The sequence below is a fragment of the Streptomyces sp. NPDC005863 genome (genome assembly GCF_042871345.1).
Classification (GTDB): domain Bacteria; phylum Actinomycetota; class Actinomycetes; order Streptomycetales; family Streptomycetaceae; genus Streptomyces.
Genome location: NZ_JBIAII010000002.1, coordinates 1,218,408 through 1,237,769 on the forward strand (window position 1 = coordinate 1,218,408; position 19,362 = coordinate 1,237,769).

Consider the following 19,362-nt stretch of genomic DNA (forward strand, 5'->3'; position numbering starts at 1 on the left):
CGCCGCGGACATGAGAGTGGGGCGCACCGGGGCTGTCCACCCGGTACGCCCCACGTTCGGGGGGGGGCGGGTCAGCCGCCCAGCTCCTGGTGACGGGCGGCCAGCTTGGCCGAGCCGTCCTCGGTCAGCGAACCGAACAGGCGCAGCCGGGAGATGCCGCCGTCCGGGAAGATGTCGACGCGCACGTGCGTGCCGACGACCGGCGCGGCGAGGACGAAGCGGTGGTTGGTGTCGGGCTGCAGCCGGGTGCGGGGCAGCGCCTCGGTCCACTCGCCGCTCTCGCCGTCCCGTACGGACAGGGCGGCCCAGCCGGCGGAGTTGCCCTTGAGGTAGGCGGTGTCGATCTCGACGACGCGGACCTCGGCCTGCTGGACGAGCCGGTAGCGGATCCAGTCGTTGCCGTTGTCGCGGCGGCGGCGGGTCTCCCAGCCGTCGTCCATCTTGCGGGAGCGGCCCGGCTGGATGGTGTTGGTGGCCGGCGAGTAGAAGCGGTCGGAGGCGTCCTCGACCTGGCCGCCGTTCTCCAGGGCGACGACGTCGAACGTGCCGAGCGCGGCGAGCCACTCGGGGTCGGCGACGACCTCCCCGTACACGCGCAGGCGGGCGATGCCGCCGTCCGGGTGCTGGTTGACGCGCAGGTGCGTGAAGCGCTGCTCGACGTCGACGGCGAAGCCGTTGGCCGCGTGGCCGCCGATGGGCGTGCGGGGAACGAGCGTCGTCCACTTCACGTCGTCCCCGCAGAGCTCCTCGGGGGTCGGCGAGCCCGCGACGCTGGTGCCCTCGACGGAGACCGCCTGCGGGTAGTTGCCGCGGAAGTGCGCGGTGTCGATGACGATGCCGCGTACGACACCGGGGGCGCCGAGGCGTACGAGCGCCCAGTCGTGGTCGTCCTCGGTGGGCCAGGGGTGCTCGCCCGAGACGCCGCGCCGACGGCGGGTCTCCCAGCCGTCCATGACCTTGCCCTTGTGGCCGAAGTGCTCGGGGTCGAACACCGCGGGGTGCGCGAGCAGCAGGTTCTCGCGCATCGCGAAGAACTCGTCGTTGGCGGCGATCACACCGGCGCCGAGCTGACGGTCGGCGAGGTTGGCGTACTGGGTGAAGGGGAAGTCGGCCGTGCGGTAGTCGGCGTAGGGCTCGCCGCCGCCGTAGGGGCTCGCGTCGCCGGTGAAAGAAGGTATCGCCGTCACGGTGATCAGTTGTTCCTTTCCAGAAGACGGCCTGCGGGTTCGCTGAACTCGCCGCCGTGCAGGATGCGTTCGCCGCGCAGCCAGGTCGACTTCACGACGCCGCTGAGGGTCTTGCCCGCGTACGCCGTGACCCGGTTCCGGTGCTGCAGCTCCGCGGGGTCCACGGTGAAGGTCTCGTCGGGCGCGAGGACCGCGAAGTCGGCGTCCCGGCCGGCCTCGATGGCGCCCTTCTGCTCGAGTCCGACCAGTTGTGCGGTGCGCGCCGACATCCAGCGCACCACGTCGTCGAGGGTGTGGCCGCGCTTGCGGGCCTCGGTCCAGATCGCGGGGAGGCTGAGCTGGAGCCCGGAGATGCCGCCCCACGCGGTCGCGAAATCGTCGGTCTTGAGGTCCGCGGTGGACGGCGAGTGGTCCGTCACGATGCAGTCGATGGTGCCGTCGGCGAGCGCGTCCCAGAGCAGGTCCTGGTTGGCGCCCTCACGGATGGGCGGGCAGCACTTGAACTCGCTGGCGCCGTCGGGGACTTCCTCGGCGGTCAGGGTCAGGTAGTGCGGGCAGGTCTCGACGGTCAGCTCGACGCCCTCGCGCTTGGCGGCGGCGATGAGCGGCAGCGCGTCGGAGGAGGACAGGTGCAGGACGTGGATCCGCGCGCCGATCCGCTTGGCGACGGCGATGAGCCCCTCGATCGCGGTGTCCTCCGAGATACGGGGACGGGTCTCGAGGTAATCCGCGTACTTGGGGCCGCTCTTGTGCGGGGCGGCGTCCAGCTCGTGCGGGTCCTCGGCGTGCACGATGAGGAGTCCGCCGAACCCGGCGATCTCGGCCATCGAGGTGGCGAGCTGGTCCTGGTTCAGCTCGGGGAACTCGTCCACGCCGGAGGGCGAGAGGAAGCACTTGAATCCGTAGACGCCGGCGTCGTGCAGCGGCTTGAGGTCCTGGACGTTGTCGGGCAGGGCCCCGCCCCAGAAGCCGACGTCGATGTGCGCCTTGCTGCGGGCGACGTCCTGCTTGGTGCGCAGGTTGTCCACCGTCGTCGTGGGCGGCAGGGAGTTGAGGGGCATGTCGACGAGGGTGGTGATGCCGCCGGCGGCCGCGGCGCGGGTGGCGGTCCAGAAGCCCTCCCACTCGGTGCGGCCCGGGTCGTTCACGTGGACGTGCGTGTCGACCAGGCCGGGCAGCAGGGCGTCGTCGCCGAGGTCCTCGACGCGGGCACCGGTCGGCACCGCGGCGTCGTACGCGTCGACGGCCACGATCCGTCCGCCGCAGACGGCGACCGAGGCGGCCCGCGTTCCGTCCGGGGTGACGACGCGGGTCGAGCGGAGCACCAGCTCCACCTTCGCATCCATCGCCGCGTCCACGTCCACGTCCTTGTCGGACACCCGCGTCCCCTCTCTGCTCTCTTCTCTTCCGCTACACAGACCTTTTGGTTCCGCTTAACGGAATTCAACGTTCTGTTGAAGGAGTTTTCACGCTTGTGTCCTCGACGTCAAGAGTCGACTCCGCCACCCCGCAGGTGACTCGCCCTGATTCCGGTACGGACTGGACGTTTCCACAACGTGGAATTAGAATTCCGCTCACCAGAACGTAGCTACGCACAACGCGTGCGCCGACGGGTCGCGGGACAACCCCGCGGAGACACGGACAAAGGCCCCCTGACCGGCGACGACGGCCCGCCGCGCGAGCCCCTGCGCGAAGAACCGAACGGTAGGCTGCTTCCTTGCCCGCCAGCACCGAAAGGAACGCGCCGTGCCGACGTCAAGCGCCAGCGACGCCCCTGCTGAAATCGCCGCCACCAAGACCCCCGCCGCCAGCGGTGGTGTCCAGTCCCTCGAGCGCGCCTTCGATCTGCTCGAGCGGATGGCGGACGCGGGGGGCGAGGTCGGTCTCAGCGAGCTCTCCGCCAGCAGCGGTCTTCCGCTCCCCACCATCCACCGCCTCATGCGCACGCTGGTCGCCTGCGGGTACGTGCGCCAGCAGGCCAACCGCCGCTACTCGCTCGGCCCCCGCCTCATCCGCCTCGGCGAGTCCGCGTCCCGGCTGCTCGGCACGTGGGCACGGCCCTACCTCGCCCGGCTCGTCGAGGAGACCGGCGAGACGGCGAACATGGCGCTGCTCGACGGCGACGAGATCGTGTACGTGGCGCAGGTGCCGTCCAAGCACTCCATGCGCATGTTCACCGAGGTCGGCCGCCGGGTCCTGCCGCACTCCACGGGCGTCGGCAAGGCCCTGCTCGCGAACACCTCGCCGGACGAGGTACGGGCCCTGCTCGCCCGCACCGGCATGCCGGCCGCCACGGAGAAGACGATCACCACGCCGGAGGGTTTCCTCGACGCCCTCGAGGACGTGCGCCGCACGGGATACGCGGTGGACGACAACGAACAGGAAATCGGCGTCCGCTGCCTGGCGGTCCCGGTCCCGAACTCCCCCACGGCAGCGGCCATCTCGATCTCGGGCCCCGCGGGCCGCGTCACGGAAGCGGCAACGGACAAGATCGTGCCGGTGCTGCAGCAGGTGGCGGTGGAGTTGTCGGCGGCTTTGGTCAATGCGGGGCCTGGCTCCTGAGCCTTGGGCGGGGGGTTGTGGCCCCGGGCGGGGGCCGGCTCCTGAGCCTTGGGTGCTGAGGGGGGGCGCCCTTGGCGGGGCCTGGGCCTGAGCCGCCGGGCGCGTTCAACTCCGGGGCGAGCGCTGGCTCTGAGTCGACTGGCACGCCACGCTCCGGTTTGAGAGCGGTGCTCTGGTCCGGGTGCGGTGCTCTGGCCCGGGTGCGCCGCCCCGCGTAGAGAGCAGTGCTCTGGTTTGGCTGCGCCGCCCCGGCGTTGAGAGCGGTGCTCCCTTTCGTGCACACCTCTCCGCGCCGAGAGCGGTGCTCCGCTTTGGGTGTGCCGCTCCGCGCTGAGAGCAGCGCTCCGTTCCGAGTGAACTGCCCTGCGCCGAGAGCGGTGCTCCACTCCGGGCGCCCCGCTCCGCCCCGAGAGCGGCGCTCTGGTCCGCGCGCACCACCCAGCGACGAGAGCACCACTCCGTACCGGGTGGGCCGCCCCGCAGCGAGAGCACTGCTCCGCTCCGAGCACACCCGCCCACCTCAAGAGCACCGCTCCGTTCCGGGTGAGCTGCTCCGCGTCGAGAGCACCGCTCCGCTCCGGGTGCGCCACTCCACCCCGAGAGCACCGCTCCGGCCCGAGCACGCCTCCCCGCCCCGAAGGCACCGCTTCACCCCGGGAGGCGCCCCGCGCCAAGCACACCCCCCACCCCAAGAGCGGCGCTCCCGCCCCCGCCCCCGCCCCCGCCCCCGGCGATCAGTGGCTTGCCAGGGCGAAGTCCTGTGGGGTCATTCTGCGGAGGGTTCGGCGGAAGCCCCTCGGGGGGCGAGGGGCCGGGACCGTGAGGATCGCGCAGGGCGCGTGCGTACGGACGTGGCGCTGGGTCTGGCCCACGCCGCGGCGGCCGGCCCGCGCGCCCAGGACCAGGAGGTCGTCCGGATGCGAGGCGACCTCGCACAGCGCGGCTCCCGGGCGGGAGCGGACCACGCGGCGCGCGACCGTGACGCCGGGCGGCGCGCCGCCGAACGCCGCTTCGAAGGCGCGGTCGAGGAGGGCCCGCGCCTCGACCCACCAGTGCCGGGCCCACTCCGGGTGCGGATGGCGCAGATACAGCGCCTCCCCCTCCGGCGGCTCCCACGCGAGCACCGCGACCAGCACCCGGCCCCCGCGCCGCGCCTGCTCCGCCGCGGCCCGCAGCGCCGCGAGACTCGCGGGCGAGCCGCTGACCCCCACCACGACGCGCCCGCCGCGCGCGCTTGATCGCCCGGCGGTCCGCCCACTCGACGCCCGCTCCCTGGCGTCCGTTTCCCTTTCCTGCCCCGACATCGATGCCCCTCCCCAGGCCAAACAGCCGACTGAAGCTCTCTCAAACCGGAGTCTGTACTCTGATTGGCCTGGAGAGCAGGGCCAATCGGCGGGAGTTGGCATGGGTGGGGTACGTGTGGTCCAGACCGTGGACAGGCGGCTCGGCATCCGTCAGCTGGCCGGGTTGCTGACCGGCGTCTCCGGGGAGCGCCCCGGCTACCGCGCCCTCGCGCAGGGCGTCCGCACCCTGTTGCTCGACGGCCGCATCCCGCTCCGCACCCGCCTGCCCGCCGAGCGCGAGCTCGCCTCGGCGCTGGCGGTCAGCCGGGCCACCGTCACGGCGGCGTACGACGTGCTGCGCGAGGGCGGTTACGCGCACAGCCGCCGCGGCGCGGGCACCTGGACCGAGCTCCCGCAGGGCGGCCGGCCCTCCAACGTCGCGGCGTTCCCGGCCGGCGACGACATGCTGGACCTCGCGTCCGCCGCGCCCGGCGCCCCCGAGGCGGAACTCTCACAGGCGCTCGCCGCGGCCGGCGCGATGCTGGCCCGGCACGCGCCGACGCCGGGCTACCACCCGTACGGGATACCGGAGTTGCGGGCCGCCGTCGCCGACCGTTTCACGCGGCGCGGGCTGCCGACCCTCCCCGACCAGATCCTGATCACCACCGGCGCGCAGCACGCCCTGTCCCTGACGCTGTCCCTGCTCGGCGGGCAGGGCGACCGGGTGCTGGTCGAGAACCCGTCGTACCCGAACGCCGTCGACGCGATCCGCGACGCGCAGTTGCGGGCGGTCCCCGTGCCGGTCACGGAGGACGGCTGGGACAGCGGGCTCGTCGAGTCGTCGTTGCGGCAGGCGGCGCCCCGTATCGCGTACCTGGTACCGGACTTCCAGAATCCGACGGGCAGTCTGATGCCGCGCGAGCAACGCGTCCGCATCCTGGAGACGGCGCGCGCGACGGGCACGTGGCTGCTGATCGACGAGACCATCGCGGACATCGCGCTCGACGTCCCGCCGCCGCCTCCGTTCGCGTCGCTCGCGCCGCACGGAACGGGTGAACAGGTCGTGACCGTCGGCTCGTTGAGCAAGACACACTGGGGCGGGCTGCGCATCGGCTGGGTGCGAGCGGGGTCGGGGGTCATCACCGAACTCGCGACGAAGCGCGTGCCGAGCGACATGGCGACGCCCGTCATCGAGCAGTTGATCGCGCTCCATCTGCTGCGCGACATGGACGGCGTGCTGCGCGAGCGGCTGGAGCGGTTGCGGGTACAGCGGGAGGCGCTCGCCGCGTCGCTGGCCCGCCATGTGCCGGAGTGGCGCTGGCAGTTGCCGCCGGGCGGGCTCTCGCTCTGGGTGGACCTGGGCCGCCCGATCGCGTCGTCCCTGGCGCGGGCGGCGCCGGCGCAGGGCGTACGGATCGAGGGCGGCGCACGCTTCGGCGCGGACCCGGGTACGCACGAGCACCGGCTCCGCGTTCCGTACGTACTGCCGCCGGAACGTCTGGAGGAGGCGGTACGGCGTCTGGCGACCGCGCTGGCCGGAGACCTGCGGAGCACCGGCGACCCCACCACCGGCACCGGCCCCCGCCACTGGGTGGCCTGACCCGAACGGAAGACCCCGGCGGCGGCCGCCCCGCTCGCCACCTCCGCCCCCGCCCCGCCCCCGCAGGGCGTTCCGGCCCCCCGCCTCCGCGCAGAAGACTCCGGGGTCGGTCGTCGCGCAACAGCAACGACGGCGCTGCTACCTGGCCGTCTCCCCGAACATCTCCACCGCGCCCCGCACCCCCGCGAGCCCCGCGGCCAGCGCGCTGACAGAGCCGATCGCACCGGCCACCAGGAGCAGGGACCTGCGCATCCGGGGGACCTCGGGGGCGCCGTCGCGGGCCATCGCGGCGAGCGCGGCCAACTCGTCCTCGGCTATGCCGCGGTCCGTGAACTCCGCCGGGTGCGCGGCCAGTTCACGGCGCAGGCGGGACACGGCGGAGCGCAGCTCCGCCACCCTCGGGTCCTCGTCCTCGCCGTTCACTCGCCTCTGCTCCACACTCCGCAACACGGTTCTCCCCCTCGCACGTCTCCGTGCGGCCGTTCTCATGCATCTCTTCACCGGTCCGTCCGATGCTGGTCGGGCACCTGAGGACCGCGGGTCAGTAAACCGTTCCCGATAGCGATGCGCCACTTTGCGAATGCTGTGAGCGCTGTGACTTTTGTGGCGTCGGTGAGTGGCGTGATCTCCGTCTCGAACGCGACGTGTCCGTTGGGTGTATCCAGGAGGCATGACGACTGAAGCGACGGACGCGCGGGCCGACGGTGCGGGAGCGGCGGAAAAGGCGGGAGCAGCGGGCGAAGTCGTGGGGCTGCTGCTCGCCGCGGGTGGCGGGCGGCGTCTCGGGGGGCGGCCGAAGGCCCTGCTGGAGCACCGGGGGCGGCCGCTCGTGGAGCACGCGGTACGGGTGCTGCGCGAGGCCGGGTGTGAGCGGATCCACGTCGTGCTCGGCGCCTCCGCCGACATCGTCCGCGCCCGCGCCTCGCTCACGGGCTGCGTCCTGGTCGACAACCCGGACTGGGAGCAGGGCATGGGGTCCTCACTGCGGGCCGGGCTCGACTCACTCCGAGAGACGGAAGCGGGCACGGCCACGGACACAGGCACGGTCACAGACGCGGCCACCGGCACAGCCACAGCCGCAACCGCGGGCGCCGCCCTCGTCTCCCTCGTCGACCAGCCGGGCATCGGCCCCGCGGCCATCGCGCGCGTGCGCGCCGCGTACCGCTCCCCCATGACGCTCGCGGCCGCCTCGTACGAGGGGCGGCGGGGTCATCCGGTGCTCTTCGGCTCCGGGCACTGGGCCGGGATCGCGGCGCGCGCGGTCGGTGACCGCGGGGCACGCGACTATCTGCGCGAGCACGCCGCGGAGATCGTCCTCGTCCCGTGTGGGGACATCGCCGAGGAGTACGACATCGACACGGCGGAGGACCTCGTACGCCTGGAACCGGCCCCCGGAATCTCGCCCTCCGACACGCCGGATGCCCCGGCCCACGTGGAGTGACCGGCATGGCACTCAGCGACACGTTCTGTCGACGAAGAGAATCTCGACATCAACAAACCATTGAACTTCCACTATGAGGAAACTAGTATCCACTGACCAGAAGGCCCGTTACCTCGGACGGGGCCCGCAGCCGTACCTCGGCTCCCGTGGCACCCAGTGCCACCGTGTCTGCCCGGCGGCTGGCCCGGCACCCGTCCGTGCAGCTCTCTGAAGGAAGTGACAGGACATGTCCGCACTAGCGCCGTCGCCGCTGGCCATCGTCGACGCAGAGCCCCTGCCCCGGCAGGAAGAGGTGCTCACCGACGCGGCCCTCGCCTTTGTGGCCGAGCTGCACCGGCTGTTCACGCCCCGGCGTGACGAGCTCCTCGCCCGGCGTGCCGAGCGCCGTGCCGAGATCGCCCGCACCTCCACCCTGGACTTCCTCCCGGAGACCGCCGCGATCCGCGAGGACGACTCCTGGAAGGTCGCCCCGGCCCCGGCCGCGCTGAACGACCGCCGTGTGGAGATCACCGGCCCGACCGACCGCAAGATGACCATCAACGCCCTGAACTCGGGCGCCAAGGTCTGGCTCGCCGACTTCGAGGACGCCTCCGCGCCCACCTGGGAGAACGTGGTCCTCGGTCAGCTCAACCTCACCGACGCCTACGAGCGCCGCATCGACTTCACGGACGAGCGCACCGGCAAGTCGTACGCCCTGAAGGACGCCGGCGAGCTCGCCACGGTCGTCATGCGGCCGCGCGGCTGGCACCTGGACGAGCGCCACCTCCAGGTCGACGGCAAGCCGGTGCCCGGCGCGCTCGTCGACTTCGGGCTGTACTTCTTCCACAACGCCAAGCGCCTCATCGAGCTCGGCAAGGGCCCGTTCTTCTACCTGCCGAAGACGGAGTCGTACCTGGAGGCGCGCCTCTGGAACGACATCTTCGTCTTCGCGCAGGACTACGTCGGGATCCCGCAGGGCACGGTCCGCGCGACCGTCCTGATCGAGACGATCACCGCCGCGTACCAGATGGAGGAGATCCTCTACGAGCTGCGCGACCACGCCTCCGGCCTCAACGCCGGCCGCTGGGACTACCTCTTCTCCATCGTCAAGAACTTCCGTGACGGCGGCTCGAAGTTCGTCCTGCCGGACCGCAACCTGGTGACGATGACCGCGCCGTTCATGCGCGCGTACACCGAACTCCTCGTCCGCACCTGCCACAAGCGCGGCGCGCACGCGATCGGCGGCATGGCCGCGTTCATCCCGTCCCGCAAGGACGCGGAGGTCAACAAGGTCGCGTTCGAGAAGGTCAAGAACGACAAGGACCGCGAGGCCGGCGACGGCTTCGACGGCTCGTGGGTGGCGCACCCGGACCTGGTCCCGATCGCCATGAAGTCCTTCGACGCGGTCCTGGGCGACAAGCCCAACCAGAAGGAGCGCCTGCGCGAGGACGTGCACGTCGCGCCGGGCGACCTGATCGCCATCGACTCCCTCGACGCGAAGCCCACGTACGACGGTCTGGTCAACGCCGTCCAGGTCGGCATCCGTTACATCGAGGCGTGGCTGCGCGGCCTCGGCGCCGTCGCCATCTTCAACCTCATGGAGGACGCGGCCACCGCCGAGATCTCGCGCTCGCAGATCTGGCAGTGGATCAACGCCGGCGTCGTCTTCGAGAGCGGCGAGTCGGCGACCGCGGAGCTCGCCCGCAAGGTGGCGGCGCAGGAACTGGACGCCATCCGCGCCGAGATCGGCGACGAGGCCTTCGCGGCCGGCAAGTGGCAGCAGGCCCACGACCTCCTCCTCCAGGTCTCCCTGGACGCGGACTACGCGGACTTCCTGACCCTCCCGGCGTACGAGCAGCTGCGCTGACGTCCGTCCGTACGTCACACCTGTGACAAGGCCCCCGGCACCGCACAGCGCCGGGGGCTTTGGCGTGCCCGCGCGCCAGGAGCCCGGCCACCGGCCACCGTCTTCCGGCTAACCGAGATGTGAGGACCAGTCCTGCTCCGCCGAAGGCTTCCCGTGCAGGTCGGGGACGCGCTTCAGCCAGGCGGGGCGGCCCTTCTCGGTGGCGGCGGCGCGCCGCGCGTCGGCGGCGGCGAGCTCTCCCCTGCTGGGGAAGTCGGTGGGCAGCCAGGCCGCCGAGGCGCGGGCGCGGGCCAGCAGGAACTCCACGTACGCCGTGCGCACCCCGGCGGGCGACGAGAACCCCGGCTCGTCCGCGAGCCACGCGTCCGGCACGAGGGCGACGATCTCGCGCAGCGCCGACTCCGTGACCAGGGGCGCCAGTTCGGCGTCAGCGGCGGCCGTGTCGGGGGCGTACCCGCCGAGGGCGTGGTGGCGGAAGTCGTACGCCTTGTCCGGGGCGGTCGCCCCCCAGCGGTGGTGGAAGAGCAGGGCCGCGCCGTGGTCGATCAGCCACAGGCGTGGTGCGTGGACGCCGAACGTGGGCCAGATCATCAGGTTCGAGCTGTGCACCGTGCGGTCGACGTTCGCGGTGAGGGCGTCGAGCCACACCACCTTGCCCGCCTCCAGCGGGTCCACGTCCAGCGCCTCGGGGGTGAAGTCCGCGGCGCCCGGCAGCAGGTCCATGCCGAGGTTGACCCCGGCGCTCGCCCGCAGCAGGTCCTGGACCTCCTGGTGCGGTTCGTCGGCGGCGACCGCGGGGTCGAAGTCGACGAGGACCAGCTCGGGAAAGCGCAGCCCGAGGCGGCGCGCCAGCTCGCCGACGATGATCTCGGCGACGAGCGCCTTGCGGCCCTGGGCGGAGCCGGTGAACTTCACGACGTACGTACCGAGATCGTCGGCCTCGACGACTCCGGGCACGGAGCCACCGGACCTCAGGGGTTCGATATAGCGGGTTGCAGTGACATCTCTCAGCATTTTCCTAGGCCACCATTCCCTTGAACCTTACGATCCAAACCCACCCCAGGGGGCGTTACGAAGCAAGAAAGGTCGGCCATCAGCCCTGGGGAGAATCTGGGGAGTTTCGAATGGCATGCGGATCTCCCTGCCTAGCCAGCAAACCGACGATGGCCGTCCGGCCTTGCTTCCGGCCTCCGGCACGAGGTGAGCATAGTAACCGAGGGTGATCGCCGGGTGAGGAGTGCCCGAGCCACCGAGCCACGGTCACGACAGACTCCCCCGCCTCCAGCATGATGGAGGCGCAGGTGTGCCGCAGCACATGGAAGCCGTCCTTCGGCGCCGCCTACCACTGCCACTTCTTCGCCTCCACAGTGCGCGGCGGGATGATCCCGGCCTTGGCCAACGCAGCCTTCCCGCTGTAGGTGTTCGACATGTTCACCGCGATGGGGTTGCCGAACCGAGTGGTCAGCAACAGGGAGACCTTCCTTGGCTGCCCCTTCGGCTTCCCCCACGGGAGCTCCACCTCCACCGGAGGAAACGCTTCGACACGGCGCTTGAGTTCATCGGCCACCGAGGGGGGTATCGACGACACGAGTCCTCTTGCCCTTCGGCAAGGCGAAGGGCAACCGCCCCCTGATCGCCTGGACTTGGCGTCGGACATGGAGGAGACCTTTCGTATAATCGATGTCCTCCGGGCTCAAACCGAATACCTCGCCCTGGCGGAGTCCGCACACCAGACCATGGACGACGGCTATCCGATTGCGCGGGTTGATGACGTCACGGACTCGCAGAGCTGTCCCCAGCGGCCGAGCCTCACGGCGCTCCTTAGCAGCCTTGGTCACCGCACGGACTTCGCGTGCATCGGGTTGCTCGCGAGCCGCTTGTCCTCGACGGCCGCCGCCAGAAGGGAGGAGAGCTCGGACAGGATGCCCCGCAGGTGGTCGGTGGAGGAGACAGTCGACTCCAGCTTGGATATGAAGGTGCGCAGGTCTGCCGCCGTGATGTCCTGCAGGGGGAGTTGACCCAGGTGCGCAATGATGGGAGGGCGCGCTCTTCGCTCCTGGTTGTCTCTGGTCTTGGGGACCCCGCCCCGGCCCGGCGCAGTACGTCGCGATGTAGTCGGCGAGTGTGATGGAGCCGTCGCAGATGCCGTCCAGCGTTCAGCAGGGCGACATAAGGCGAGAGACGACCTGTGCGTGGGACAGACGAGGGCCAAGAGGACGGCGGAGCTGGGCGCTTCCCCTCGGCTACTTGTGGACTTGACAAGGCCCACCTCGACCCTGCATACCGGCGCAACCGTATGAGGCGTAGACCACTACGGCGCGTCCCGGTTCCTGCGCCGCCATTCGTACAAGGCGAACGCGCACACGAGAGTTCGCAACGTCGAGCCTAGGCAGGCGCCTATGCGGTGAGCGGGCTGCGTATGAGCGTCTTTCCCTGCATCGGCACGGAAGGCCAGTGTGCCGGCGGCGAGATCATCGGCGAACGAGTCGAAGTTTCCGAGGAGCTTGTCGTGGGCTGCGACCAACTCCAGGGTGGAGTGAGCCCGTTGTGCGGGTGAAATCGCTTCTTTAACAAAGCCTTCGACCAGATGAGGCATCAAGGCGGTGAAGGTATTGACCAAGGAGAGCTCAGGGGCCAGGCGTCGGACCGAGCCCTCCAGATTGGCGAACGACCGGCCCAAGAGAGCGATCATGGGGTGCGTTTGGATGCCACGACGCGTGGAGAGCATGAGGAGTTGGGTGAGTTTGGCACCGAAGTCGAGTTCGCCCAGCGAAGCGAAATGAATCTGCGGCACCAGGAGCGACAGGTCCTGACGGAAGGCCGACAGATCTGCACTTCGAGTGCGATGGCTCAAGGCCGCCCAGCTTCTCGAGACGGCATGTGCGTCGTTCTGCGCCAAGCCGACCAGGGCGCTCAGCAGGGACAGGCTCAACCGACGGTCGACCCGGCCGACCATCCCCCAGTCCAGGAGCGTGACACACCCTCCTGGATCGACGAAGACGTTGCCGGGGTGTGGGTCGGCGTGAAAGAAGCGGTTAAGGAAGTAGCCTTCACACATGAAACCCATCAACTCACGGCCGATGGCACATCGAACTTCCGGTTCGAAGTCGGCCGGCTGGGCCTCCTCGACACTTGTGCCATCGGCACGACTTTGGATCAGCACGTGAGGCGTGACCTCGATGACCTGCGGAACGCAGATGCGCTGGAATTTCGCGGCGACTTTCTGCGCCTCCTCCATGTTTCGAGCCTCCGCGGTGAAGTCGAACTCCGCAGCCATCGGTTGAAAGAACGCCTCCAACAGGTTCTCCAACCCCAGCCGCTCATTCAACTCTCGTGCTCGGCGGGCAAAGAGACGGGTCAGGACCCGGAGGATCCGCATGTCATCCCGAGCTGTATCGGCCACACCTGGGCGTTGTACTTTCACGACGACCTGGGCACCGCCGCGTAAACGCGCCGCGTAGACTTGGGCGATGGAGGCGGAACCAAGAGGGTAGTGCTCGTCGAACATCTCGAATTTGGTTCTCCAGGCGGGGCCGAGACTGTCGCGCAAGATCGGTTCCATCGCCGCGAAGGGCAGAACATGGACCCGATCATGCAGGCTTGCCAGCTCCCTCACCAATGCGTCGGGTATCAGGTCGGGCCGGGTCGACATGAGTTGGCCGAGTTTGATGTACAGGGGTCCCAGGTTCTCCAGCGCTCGGCGCACGGAGCATGCCGATGCCGGGCCGACCGCGGTGGATGAAGTGCCTCGGTACACCCGGGTGAGAGCCTCGCGCGCTTCGTGTGCGGCAAGGCCGACGACAGCGGATGCCACTTGCTTGCTTCGCGCGTACAAACGTTGCCCTCCTGTTGCTGGTCATGTCTCGTAGCCACAAGCTTTACGTTGATGCCCGATACGCGTATGCGGTGGGAGGGATGACCATTGCAAGGCCGGGTCTTCGACTTCGATGGCCTTCGGGCGAACCTGAGCGTGCAAGCCCTTGTCGGTCATGTCGACGCCGGCTTGCCTTCCTTATCGACACACAGCCCAGTCGCCTATTATTGCCCCGGTCTCGCTCGGTGCGACCGTTCGCGTCGACCGACTCACGTTTCTCGTCGCGGAGTTCACTCAAGGACCTGCTTCGTCGCGGGCTGGGGTCGCCCTATGCGGACAGGTCCGCTTCGGAGGATAGGACTCATGTCCACGTGGCACAAGGGGGGCACCTTCCGGCCTCTTCATATTATTTCACTAATCAATCTCGCCGCTAGTAGTTGTGCCGCCCGGCACGCCACAGCGACTGAGCCTCTTCCAATGCGTCACGCCTTGGCCAGTGAGTGACACTGAGGTATCCCAATGCGGCAAGGGGGCGCGAAGGGAACGTCTACAGCCCGCATGGGGCAGGAAGGTAATGAGGACTTCGCTACCGCGCGCCCCCTGTACAGGGATGGACGGCGCCCTACCGGCTCATGCAGTCTGCAACAGAGACACCTGCGGATAGCGCTTTTCGCTCGGGTTCCCGACCACTCGCGCTGCGTCTTCCTTGTTCGAACAATCCCCCTCCTCTCTTTGGGGAAGGCAGGCGAGCTCAGCCACCGGTTCCGTCTGCTGAATCCAAAAGGCGCGCCCTTCGGGTTTGCACGTCGGTAACAGCGCAACGCGGCCACATCACAGGGATTTCCGTCGGCTGCTCGAGGAACTCCTGGCGCGAAATCTGCGACTGAAAGATGTCCAGGACCAATATGTGGAGGTGCTGCTCCGTGCCGGAGACAAGGGCACTGCTGGAAGGGATCGCCGTCCATCTCCCGGACCGGTACGTGCCGGCAGTGGAGATCGAAGGCCTGGTCAATCGATCCAGCCCCGGCTTCCGCCCCCCGCCCGGCCTGATCTCGCAATTGACCGGGGTGAAGGGCGTACATGTCCTGGATGCCGACCAGCAGGCGTCGGACCTCGCGGCCGCCGCGGCCTCTCAGGTGCTGGACGAGACCGGTACCGGGCCGGAAGACATCGACTTGTTGATCTTCGCTTCGTCAAGTCAGGACATGATCGAACCTGCGACAGGGCACATCGTCTCGGCCAAGCTGGGTCTGCGGTGCCCCGTCTTCGACCTCAAGAACGCCTGCAACAGCATCCTCAACGCCATCGAAGTCACTCAGGCGCTCATCACCTCAAGCCAGTACAGCAGGGTGCTGGTGGTGACCGGGGAGGCACCCTCGCGCTCGGTGCGCTGGTCGGTTCCGGACGCCGCCTCCTTCGCCCGGTCATTCGCGTCCTACGGCTTCTCCGATGCCGGGGGTGCCGTCCTGTGGACATCCGCCGCGACATCCTCGGTAGGACAACGCGGGGTACTGGCAACGGAGTTCGCGGCGCGATCGGATGTGTGGGAGTGCGCGACCATCCCCACCGGCGGGACGGTTCACCCCCGCGGCGCGGACGAACATGCCTACTTCTCCATGAACGGTACTGCCATGCGCGAAGCCTTCCGCGGTCTCGGCTCCCATCGCTGGAAGGCCCTGGAAGCCCTCGGGCTCACCTGGGCCGACTTCGATTTCGTAGCGTTGCATCAGGTGGCCGTGGCGGACGTGGAGGAGGTCTGTGAACGCCTGGGACTTGCGCGCGAGCAAGTCCTCGTCACGGTCGCCGACCACGGAAACGTGGCCTCCGCCTCCCTTCTCCTGCAACTCGCCAAGGCCAGTAGCAGCGGCCGGATCAAGGCAGGAGACCTGGTGGCGTTGATCGGTCTGGCCGCCGGCGCCAGTGCCGGGCTCGGCGTGGTCCGGCTGTGACCGGCACTCGTAGGCTCTCGGCCGAGCAGGCGCGCCGGTATCCCGACTACCCCTTCCAGGGGCGCTGGTTCGATCAAGGAGGAGCTCACCAGCACTACCTGGACGAGGGCGCCGGTCAACCGCTGCTGATGCTGCACGGGAACCCCTCGTGGAGCTACATGTGGCGTCACGTGATCCTGGGGCTGCGCGGCTCATACCGATGTGTCGCGCCGGATCTCATGGGCATGGGGCTTTCGGACCGTCCCCGTGACCTGAAGGGGACGCCGATCGCCGAGTACCGTGCGACGGAGCTGGTCCGCCTCCTGGACCACCTCACCGCGCAGCACGGTGCCCCCGCGCGCGGATGGACGCTGGTGACGCACGACTGGGGCGGTCCCATCGGTCTGCGGCTGGCGCACCTGCGCCCGGGCACGGTAGGCAGGCTTGTTCTCCTCAACACCATCGGGTTTCCCTGGCCTCCTGGTTACCGACTCCCGTGGCGGCTGCGCGTCGTCAGGCGAGGGCCGCTGGGTGCGCTGATCCACCACACCAACGCGTTCGCGCACGCCGCCGTCCGCCAAGGCGTGTGCCGCCCCATGCCTCAGGCAGTTCGTGCCGCGTACCTGGCCCCCTACCGGCGTGCGCAGGACCGTGGCGCGGTGCTGCGCTTCGTGCGGGACATCCCGTTGTCCCCCTGGGACATCGGTTGGCCCCAGGCCCGGCAGCTGGGCGAGGAACTGGACGGCTTCGTCGATCTGCCGGTGTTCATCGGCTGGGGCATGCAGGACCCCGTATTCGACGGGGTGACGCTCGCGGAGTGGACGCGCCGGTTGCCGCGTGCAGCGCTCCATCTCTACCCATACGCCGGGCACTACGTCATGGAGGATGCAGCCGATCAAGTCGTACGAGACCTCCGCGCCTTCCTGGCCACATCCGACGTTCCACCTCTCCACCCGCCCGATGCGGACATGGCGCGCGAGGAAGGAGCTCCCCAGTGACGGAGAACGTGCTGGACATCTTCGCTCGGCGTAAGGCTGAGCGGGCCGGCTCGGCGGTTCTTGTCGACCATGCGGCCACCCGCCCCGTCACCTGGACGTTCGAGGCGTTTCACCAGGAGTGCCTGCGGGCTGCTGACTGGATGGCCGGCTCCGGCGTCACCGCGGGGGCTCGCACCGTCATCCTCGTCAGGTCTCCCGTCGATTTCCTGATCAGTGTCTACGCCGCTTTCGCCGTGGGAGCCGTTCCGGTCCTGGTCGATCCTCATCTGCCGCCCCGAGCCGTCCGGCGTTGTCTGGCCGACGCGCAGCCCACGGTGTTCCTGGGTGACCCGCTCGCGCACCTTGCACGACTGGCCAACGGCTGGGCACGCTCGAGGGCCTCCGTCTTCCTGTTGCCGCCCGACGCCAGGCGTCGCCGTCACCACGAGCCGAAGCCGGTGACCTTTCGTCCGGCCGCAGATGACACCGCCTTGATCGCGTTCACCTCCGGCTCGACGGGCACGCCCAAGGGCGCGGTATACACCCACAGTCATCTGAGCGCCCAGCTACAGCTTCTACGCGAGGAGTTGGGGATGGCGCCGGGGCGTGTCCTGGTATCCGCCTTTTTGCCCTTCGTTCTGTTCGGGCCGCTCCTGGGTGTGACCAGTGTGCTGCCCGACATGGACTTCTCCCGCCCCCGCCGCGTGGACCCCCGAAAGCTGACGGCCGCCCTCACCAGCAGCACCGCCGCCGCGCTGCTGGCCTCCCCCGTGGTCCTGACCGCGCTGAGCGCCCACTGCGCCAAGCGCGGTGCACACCTTGGCAGCCTGGCCGACGTGTACTCCTTCGGCGCCTCGCTCCCCTTGCCCGTTCTGACCCGGCTGCGACGGGCTCTGCCGCCCGCGGCACGGTTGCACAGCATCTATGGGGCCACCGAGTGCCTTCCGGTCAGCTCGGTCGAGAGTCGTGAACTGCTCAGCCGACGCCCCCAAGTTCTGCGTGGCCAAGGTGTGTGCCTGGGCCGTCCCGTCTCCTCCTTGACGGTCCGGGTCGCCGAGGTACGGCCCGGACCCGTGGCTCACTGGGCCGACAGTCGGCTGGTCCCACCGGGGCAGATCGGGGAGATCACCGTGGCCGGCCCGAACGTGAGCACCCGGTACGCCGGCAATCGACGCGCCACCGAACGCACCAAGGTCCACGACGGGGCCAGGGTGGTGCACCGCACCGGCGACCTGGGATGGATCGACGACGACGGCCGCCTCTGGTTCTGCGGGCGCATCGACCACCAAATCCACGCCGCCATGGGCCACTTCGCGGCGGAACCCATCGAAGCGGCGCTCGACGCCGTGCCCGGCGTCAGACGCTGTGCGCTGGTGGGCATCGGTCCGGCGGGTTGTCAGGTGCCCGTGCTGTGCGTCCAGCCGGACGCGTCTCATGGGTACGGTCGGCGGCACGAACTCATGGTGCGTGTCCTGGCGGCCGCGGCACCACTGCCGCACGGCGCGTCCATCGCACTGGTCCTCTTCCGCAGGAGACTGCCCGTCGACGTCCGGCACAACTCAAAGATCGATCGAGCCTCGCTGTCTCGCTGGGCCGCCCGCGCTCTGCTGTCTCGTCGCCGGTCCGGGCGTCTACGACGCCATACGAAGCCCTCGGCTCATGAGAGAAGGGATACGGAGAGGTGAAAGTGCTGGTCACTGGGGGCACCGGATTCCTCGGCCGGGCCATCTGCCATCAGCTGCTCCACGCCGGCCACGAGGTCCGTTCCCTCAGCCGGAGCACCGTACGGAGCCTGGTCGGTCTCGGAGTCGAGCAGCGTACCGTCGACCTGCGCGACGCCGGGAAGGTCCACGCGGCAGCCCGGCACTGTGATGCCGTGGTGCACTGTGCCGCCAAGGTGGGAACCTGGGGTACGGCGCGGGAGTTCTGGGACATCAATGTGTGCGGCACTCGCCACGTCATCGACGCCTGCCGCGCCCACTCCATCTCCCGCCTGGTCCACACCTCGTCCCCGAGCGTTGTCTTCGACGGGAGCGACATCACAGGCGGCGACGAATCGTTGCCCTACGCCCGTGGTCATCTCGGCTCGTACTCGCAGTCCAAACAACTCGCGGAGCAGATCGTCCTCGCGGCCAACAGCTCCGACCTCGCCACCACAGTCCTGCGACCCCACCTGGTCTGGGGACCGGGCGACCCACACCTGATCCCGGCGCTGCGCAGGCACGTGCACGGCTCGACCATCACCATCCCGGGAAACGGGGAGAATCGGATCGACACGGTGCACGTCACCGACGCCGCCGTCGCCCACCGGCTGGCCCTGCAACAGCTGACGCCGACCAGCCCTTTGGCAGGCAGGCCCTACTTCATCACCCAAGGGTCACCCCACACCCTCAACGAAACCCTGACCGCCCTCCTGACGGCTGTTCTGGGGCGCCCTGCCCGCATCCGCCACCTGCCGCGGCGCTGGGCAGAACCGCTGGGCGCGGGCACGGAGTTCCTCTACCGGCTCCTGCGCACCAGGAGCGAGCCCCCGCTGACCCGCTTCGTCGCCGCGGAACTCGTCACCTCCCACTGGTTCGACATCTCCGCCGCCCGGCGCGACCTCGCGTACGCCCCCCACCCACGCTGGGACTCCCGGTTGCCGGAGTTGGCCGAGTCCTTCGCGCCGCGCAACCACAGCTGACCCTGCCTGACACCGAATCGCCCGCCCCATCTCCACCTGGA

16 protein-coding genes are annotated in these 19,362 nt (G+C 69.5%); 8 read left to right on the plus strand and 8 right to left on the minus strand.

Translation table 11 applies throughout. From position 1 onward, the window contains the following. Nucleotides 1–71 precede the first annotated feature (71 nt). Together alc and allB are read right to left on the minus strand one after the other, a co-directional pair. Nucleotides 72–1,187, minus strand: a complete 1,116-nt coding sequence (gene alc, locus ACFYO9_RS11475) for an allantoicase (RefSeq protein WP_358711848.1) — start codon at nt 1,185–1,187, stop codon at nt 72–74. A 5-nt stretch (nt 1,188–1,192) separates the two neighbouring features. Beyond that, on the minus strand, nt 1,193–2,533 hold the full coding sequence (allB, locus tag ACFYO9_RS11480; RefSeq protein WP_358773826.1) for an allantoinase AllB: 1,341 nt from the start codon (nt 2,531–2,533) through the stop codon (nt 1,193–1,195). A gap of 400 nt (nt 2,534–2,933) precedes the next feature. Here allB and ACFYO9_RS11485 point away from each other — a divergent pair, with 400 nt between their 5' ends. After that, on the plus strand, nt 2,934–3,749 hold the full coding sequence (locus ACFYO9_RS11485) for an IclR family transcriptional regulator (protein ID WP_355805780.1): 816 nt from the start codon (nt 2,934–2,936) through the stop codon (nt 3,747–3,749). A 734-nt stretch (nt 3,750–4,483) separates the two neighbouring features. Here the strand turns inward: ACFYO9_RS11485 and ACFYO9_RS11490 are convergent. Continuing rightward, on the minus strand, nt 4,484–4,963 hold the full coding sequence (locus ACFYO9_RS11490) for a universal stress protein (protein ID WP_358773595.1): 480 nt from the start codon (nt 4,961–4,963) through the stop codon (nt 4,484–4,486). A 190-nt stretch (nt 4,964–5,153) separates the two neighbouring features. On the opposite strand from ACFYO9_RS11490, the gene ACFYO9_RS11495 reads away from it, so the two are divergent. Next, on the plus strand, nt 5,154–6,632 hold the full coding sequence (locus tag ACFYO9_RS11495) for a PLP-dependent aminotransferase family protein (protein WP_358773594.1): 1,479 nt from the start codon (nt 5,154–5,156) through the stop codon (nt 6,630–6,632). A gap of 138 nt (nt 6,633–6,770) precedes the next feature. Here ACFYO9_RS11495 and ACFYO9_RS11500 read toward each other — a convergent pair whose 3' ends face one another. After that, on the minus strand, nt 6,771–7,082 hold the full coding sequence (locus ACFYO9_RS11500) for a DUF5955 family protein (RefSeq protein ID WP_358773593.1): 312 nt from the start codon (nt 7,080–7,082) through the stop codon (nt 6,771–6,773). A gap of 220 nt (nt 7,083–7,302) precedes the next feature. Here ACFYO9_RS11500 and ACFYO9_RS11505 point away from each other — a divergent pair, with 220 nt between their 5' ends. Together ACFYO9_RS11505 and aceB are read left to right on the plus strand one after the other, a co-directional pair. Then, nucleotides 7,303–8,073, plus strand: a complete 771-nt coding sequence (locus ACFYO9_RS11505) for a nucleotidyltransferase family protein (protein WP_358773591.1) — start codon at nt 7,303–7,305, stop codon at nt 8,071–8,073. Nucleotides 8,074–8,299: 226 nt separating this feature from the next. Continuing rightward, a complete protein-coding gene (aceB, locus tag ACFYO9_RS11510; protein ID WP_355805766.1) occupies nt 8,300–9,919 on the plus strand; it encodes a malate synthase A in 1,620 nt (539 codons plus the stop codon). A gap of 108 nt (nt 9,920–10,027) precedes the next feature. Here aceB and ACFYO9_RS11515 read toward each other — a convergent pair whose 3' ends face one another. From ACFYO9_RS11515 to ACFYO9_RS11530, 4 genes are all read right to left on the minus strand, one after another. After that, complete coding sequence (locus ACFYO9_RS11515) at nt 10,028–10,933, minus strand: HipA family kinase (protein ID WP_358773589.1); 906 nt, start codon at nt 10,931–10,933, stop codon at nt 10,028–10,030. Between the two features lie 325 nt (nt 10,934–11,258). Beyond that, on the minus strand, nt 11,259–11,507 hold the full coding sequence (locus tag ACFYO9_RS11520) for a hypothetical protein (RefSeq protein WP_358773587.1): 249 nt from the start codon (nt 11,505–11,507) through the stop codon (nt 11,259–11,261). Between the two features lie 246 nt (nt 11,508–11,753). After that, nucleotides 11,754–12,188, minus strand: coding sequence for a hypothetical protein (locus ACFYO9_RS11525; protein ID WP_358773585.1), 435 nt, complete (start codon nt 12,186–12,188; stop codon nt 11,754–11,756). Between the two features lie 42 nt (nt 12,189–12,230). Further along, on the minus strand, nt 12,231–13,733 hold the full coding sequence (locus ACFYO9_RS11530) for an AarF/UbiB family protein (protein ID WP_358773583.1): 1,503 nt from the start codon (nt 13,731–13,733) through the stop codon (nt 12,231–12,233). 923 nt (nt 13,734–14,656) lie between these two features. Here ACFYO9_RS11530 and ACFYO9_RS11535 point away from each other — a divergent pair. The 4 genes from ACFYO9_RS11535 to ACFYO9_RS11550 are packed head-to-tail and all read left to right on the plus strand — an operon-like array spanning nt 14,657 to nt 19,321. Beyond that, nucleotides 14,657–15,682, plus strand: coding sequence for a 3-oxoacyl-[acyl-carrier-protein] synthase III C-terminal domain-containing protein (locus tag ACFYO9_RS11535; RefSeq protein WP_358773582.1), 1,026 nt, complete (start codon nt 14,657–14,659; stop codon nt 15,680–15,682). After that, the gene (locus ACFYO9_RS11540; protein WP_358773580.1) at nt 15,679–16,659 is read left to right on the plus strand and encodes an alpha/beta fold hydrolase; all 981 of its coding nucleotides are present in this window, start codon (nt 15,679–15,681) and stop codon (nt 16,657–16,659) included. The genes ACFYO9_RS11535 and ACFYO9_RS11540 overlap by 4 nt, the downstream gene beginning before the upstream one ends. After that, entirely contained in the window at nt 16,656–18,323 is a 1,668-nt protein-coding gene (locus ACFYO9_RS11545) for an AMP-binding protein (RefSeq protein ID WP_358773579.1), read from the plus strand. The genes ACFYO9_RS11540 and ACFYO9_RS11545 overlap by 4 nt, the downstream gene beginning before the upstream one ends. A gap of 2 nt (nt 18,324–18,325) precedes the next feature. Continuing rightward, nucleotides 18,326–19,321 (plus strand): NAD-dependent epimerase/dehydratase family protein, encoded by a 996-nt coding sequence (locus ACFYO9_RS11550; protein ID WP_358773578.1) that lies wholly within the window; start codon nt 18,326–18,328, stop codon nt 19,319–19,321. The last annotated feature ends 41 nt before the right edge of the window (nt 19,322–19,362 follow it).

Coding starts and splice junctions, on each gene's coding strand:
- allB (WP_358773826.1), bottom strand. CDS start 2,533: ATGGATGCGAAGGTGGAGCTGGTGCTCCGCTCGACCCGCGTCGTCACC.
- ACFYO9_RS11495 (WP_358773594.1), top strand. CDS start 5,154: ATGGGTGGGGTACGTGTGGTCCAGACCGTGGACAGGCGGCTCGGCATC.
- ACFYO9_RS11505 (WP_358773591.1), top strand. CDS start 7,303: ATGACGACTGAAGCGACGGACGCGCGGGCCGACGGTGCGGGAGCGGCG.
- aceB (WP_355805766.1), top strand. CDS start 8,300: ATGTCCGCACTAGCGCCGTCGCCGCTGGCCATCGTCGACGCAGAGCCC.
- ACFYO9_RS11515 (WP_358773589.1), bottom strand. CDS start 10,933: ATGCTGAGAGATGTCACTGCAACCCGCTATATCGAACCCCTGAGGTCC.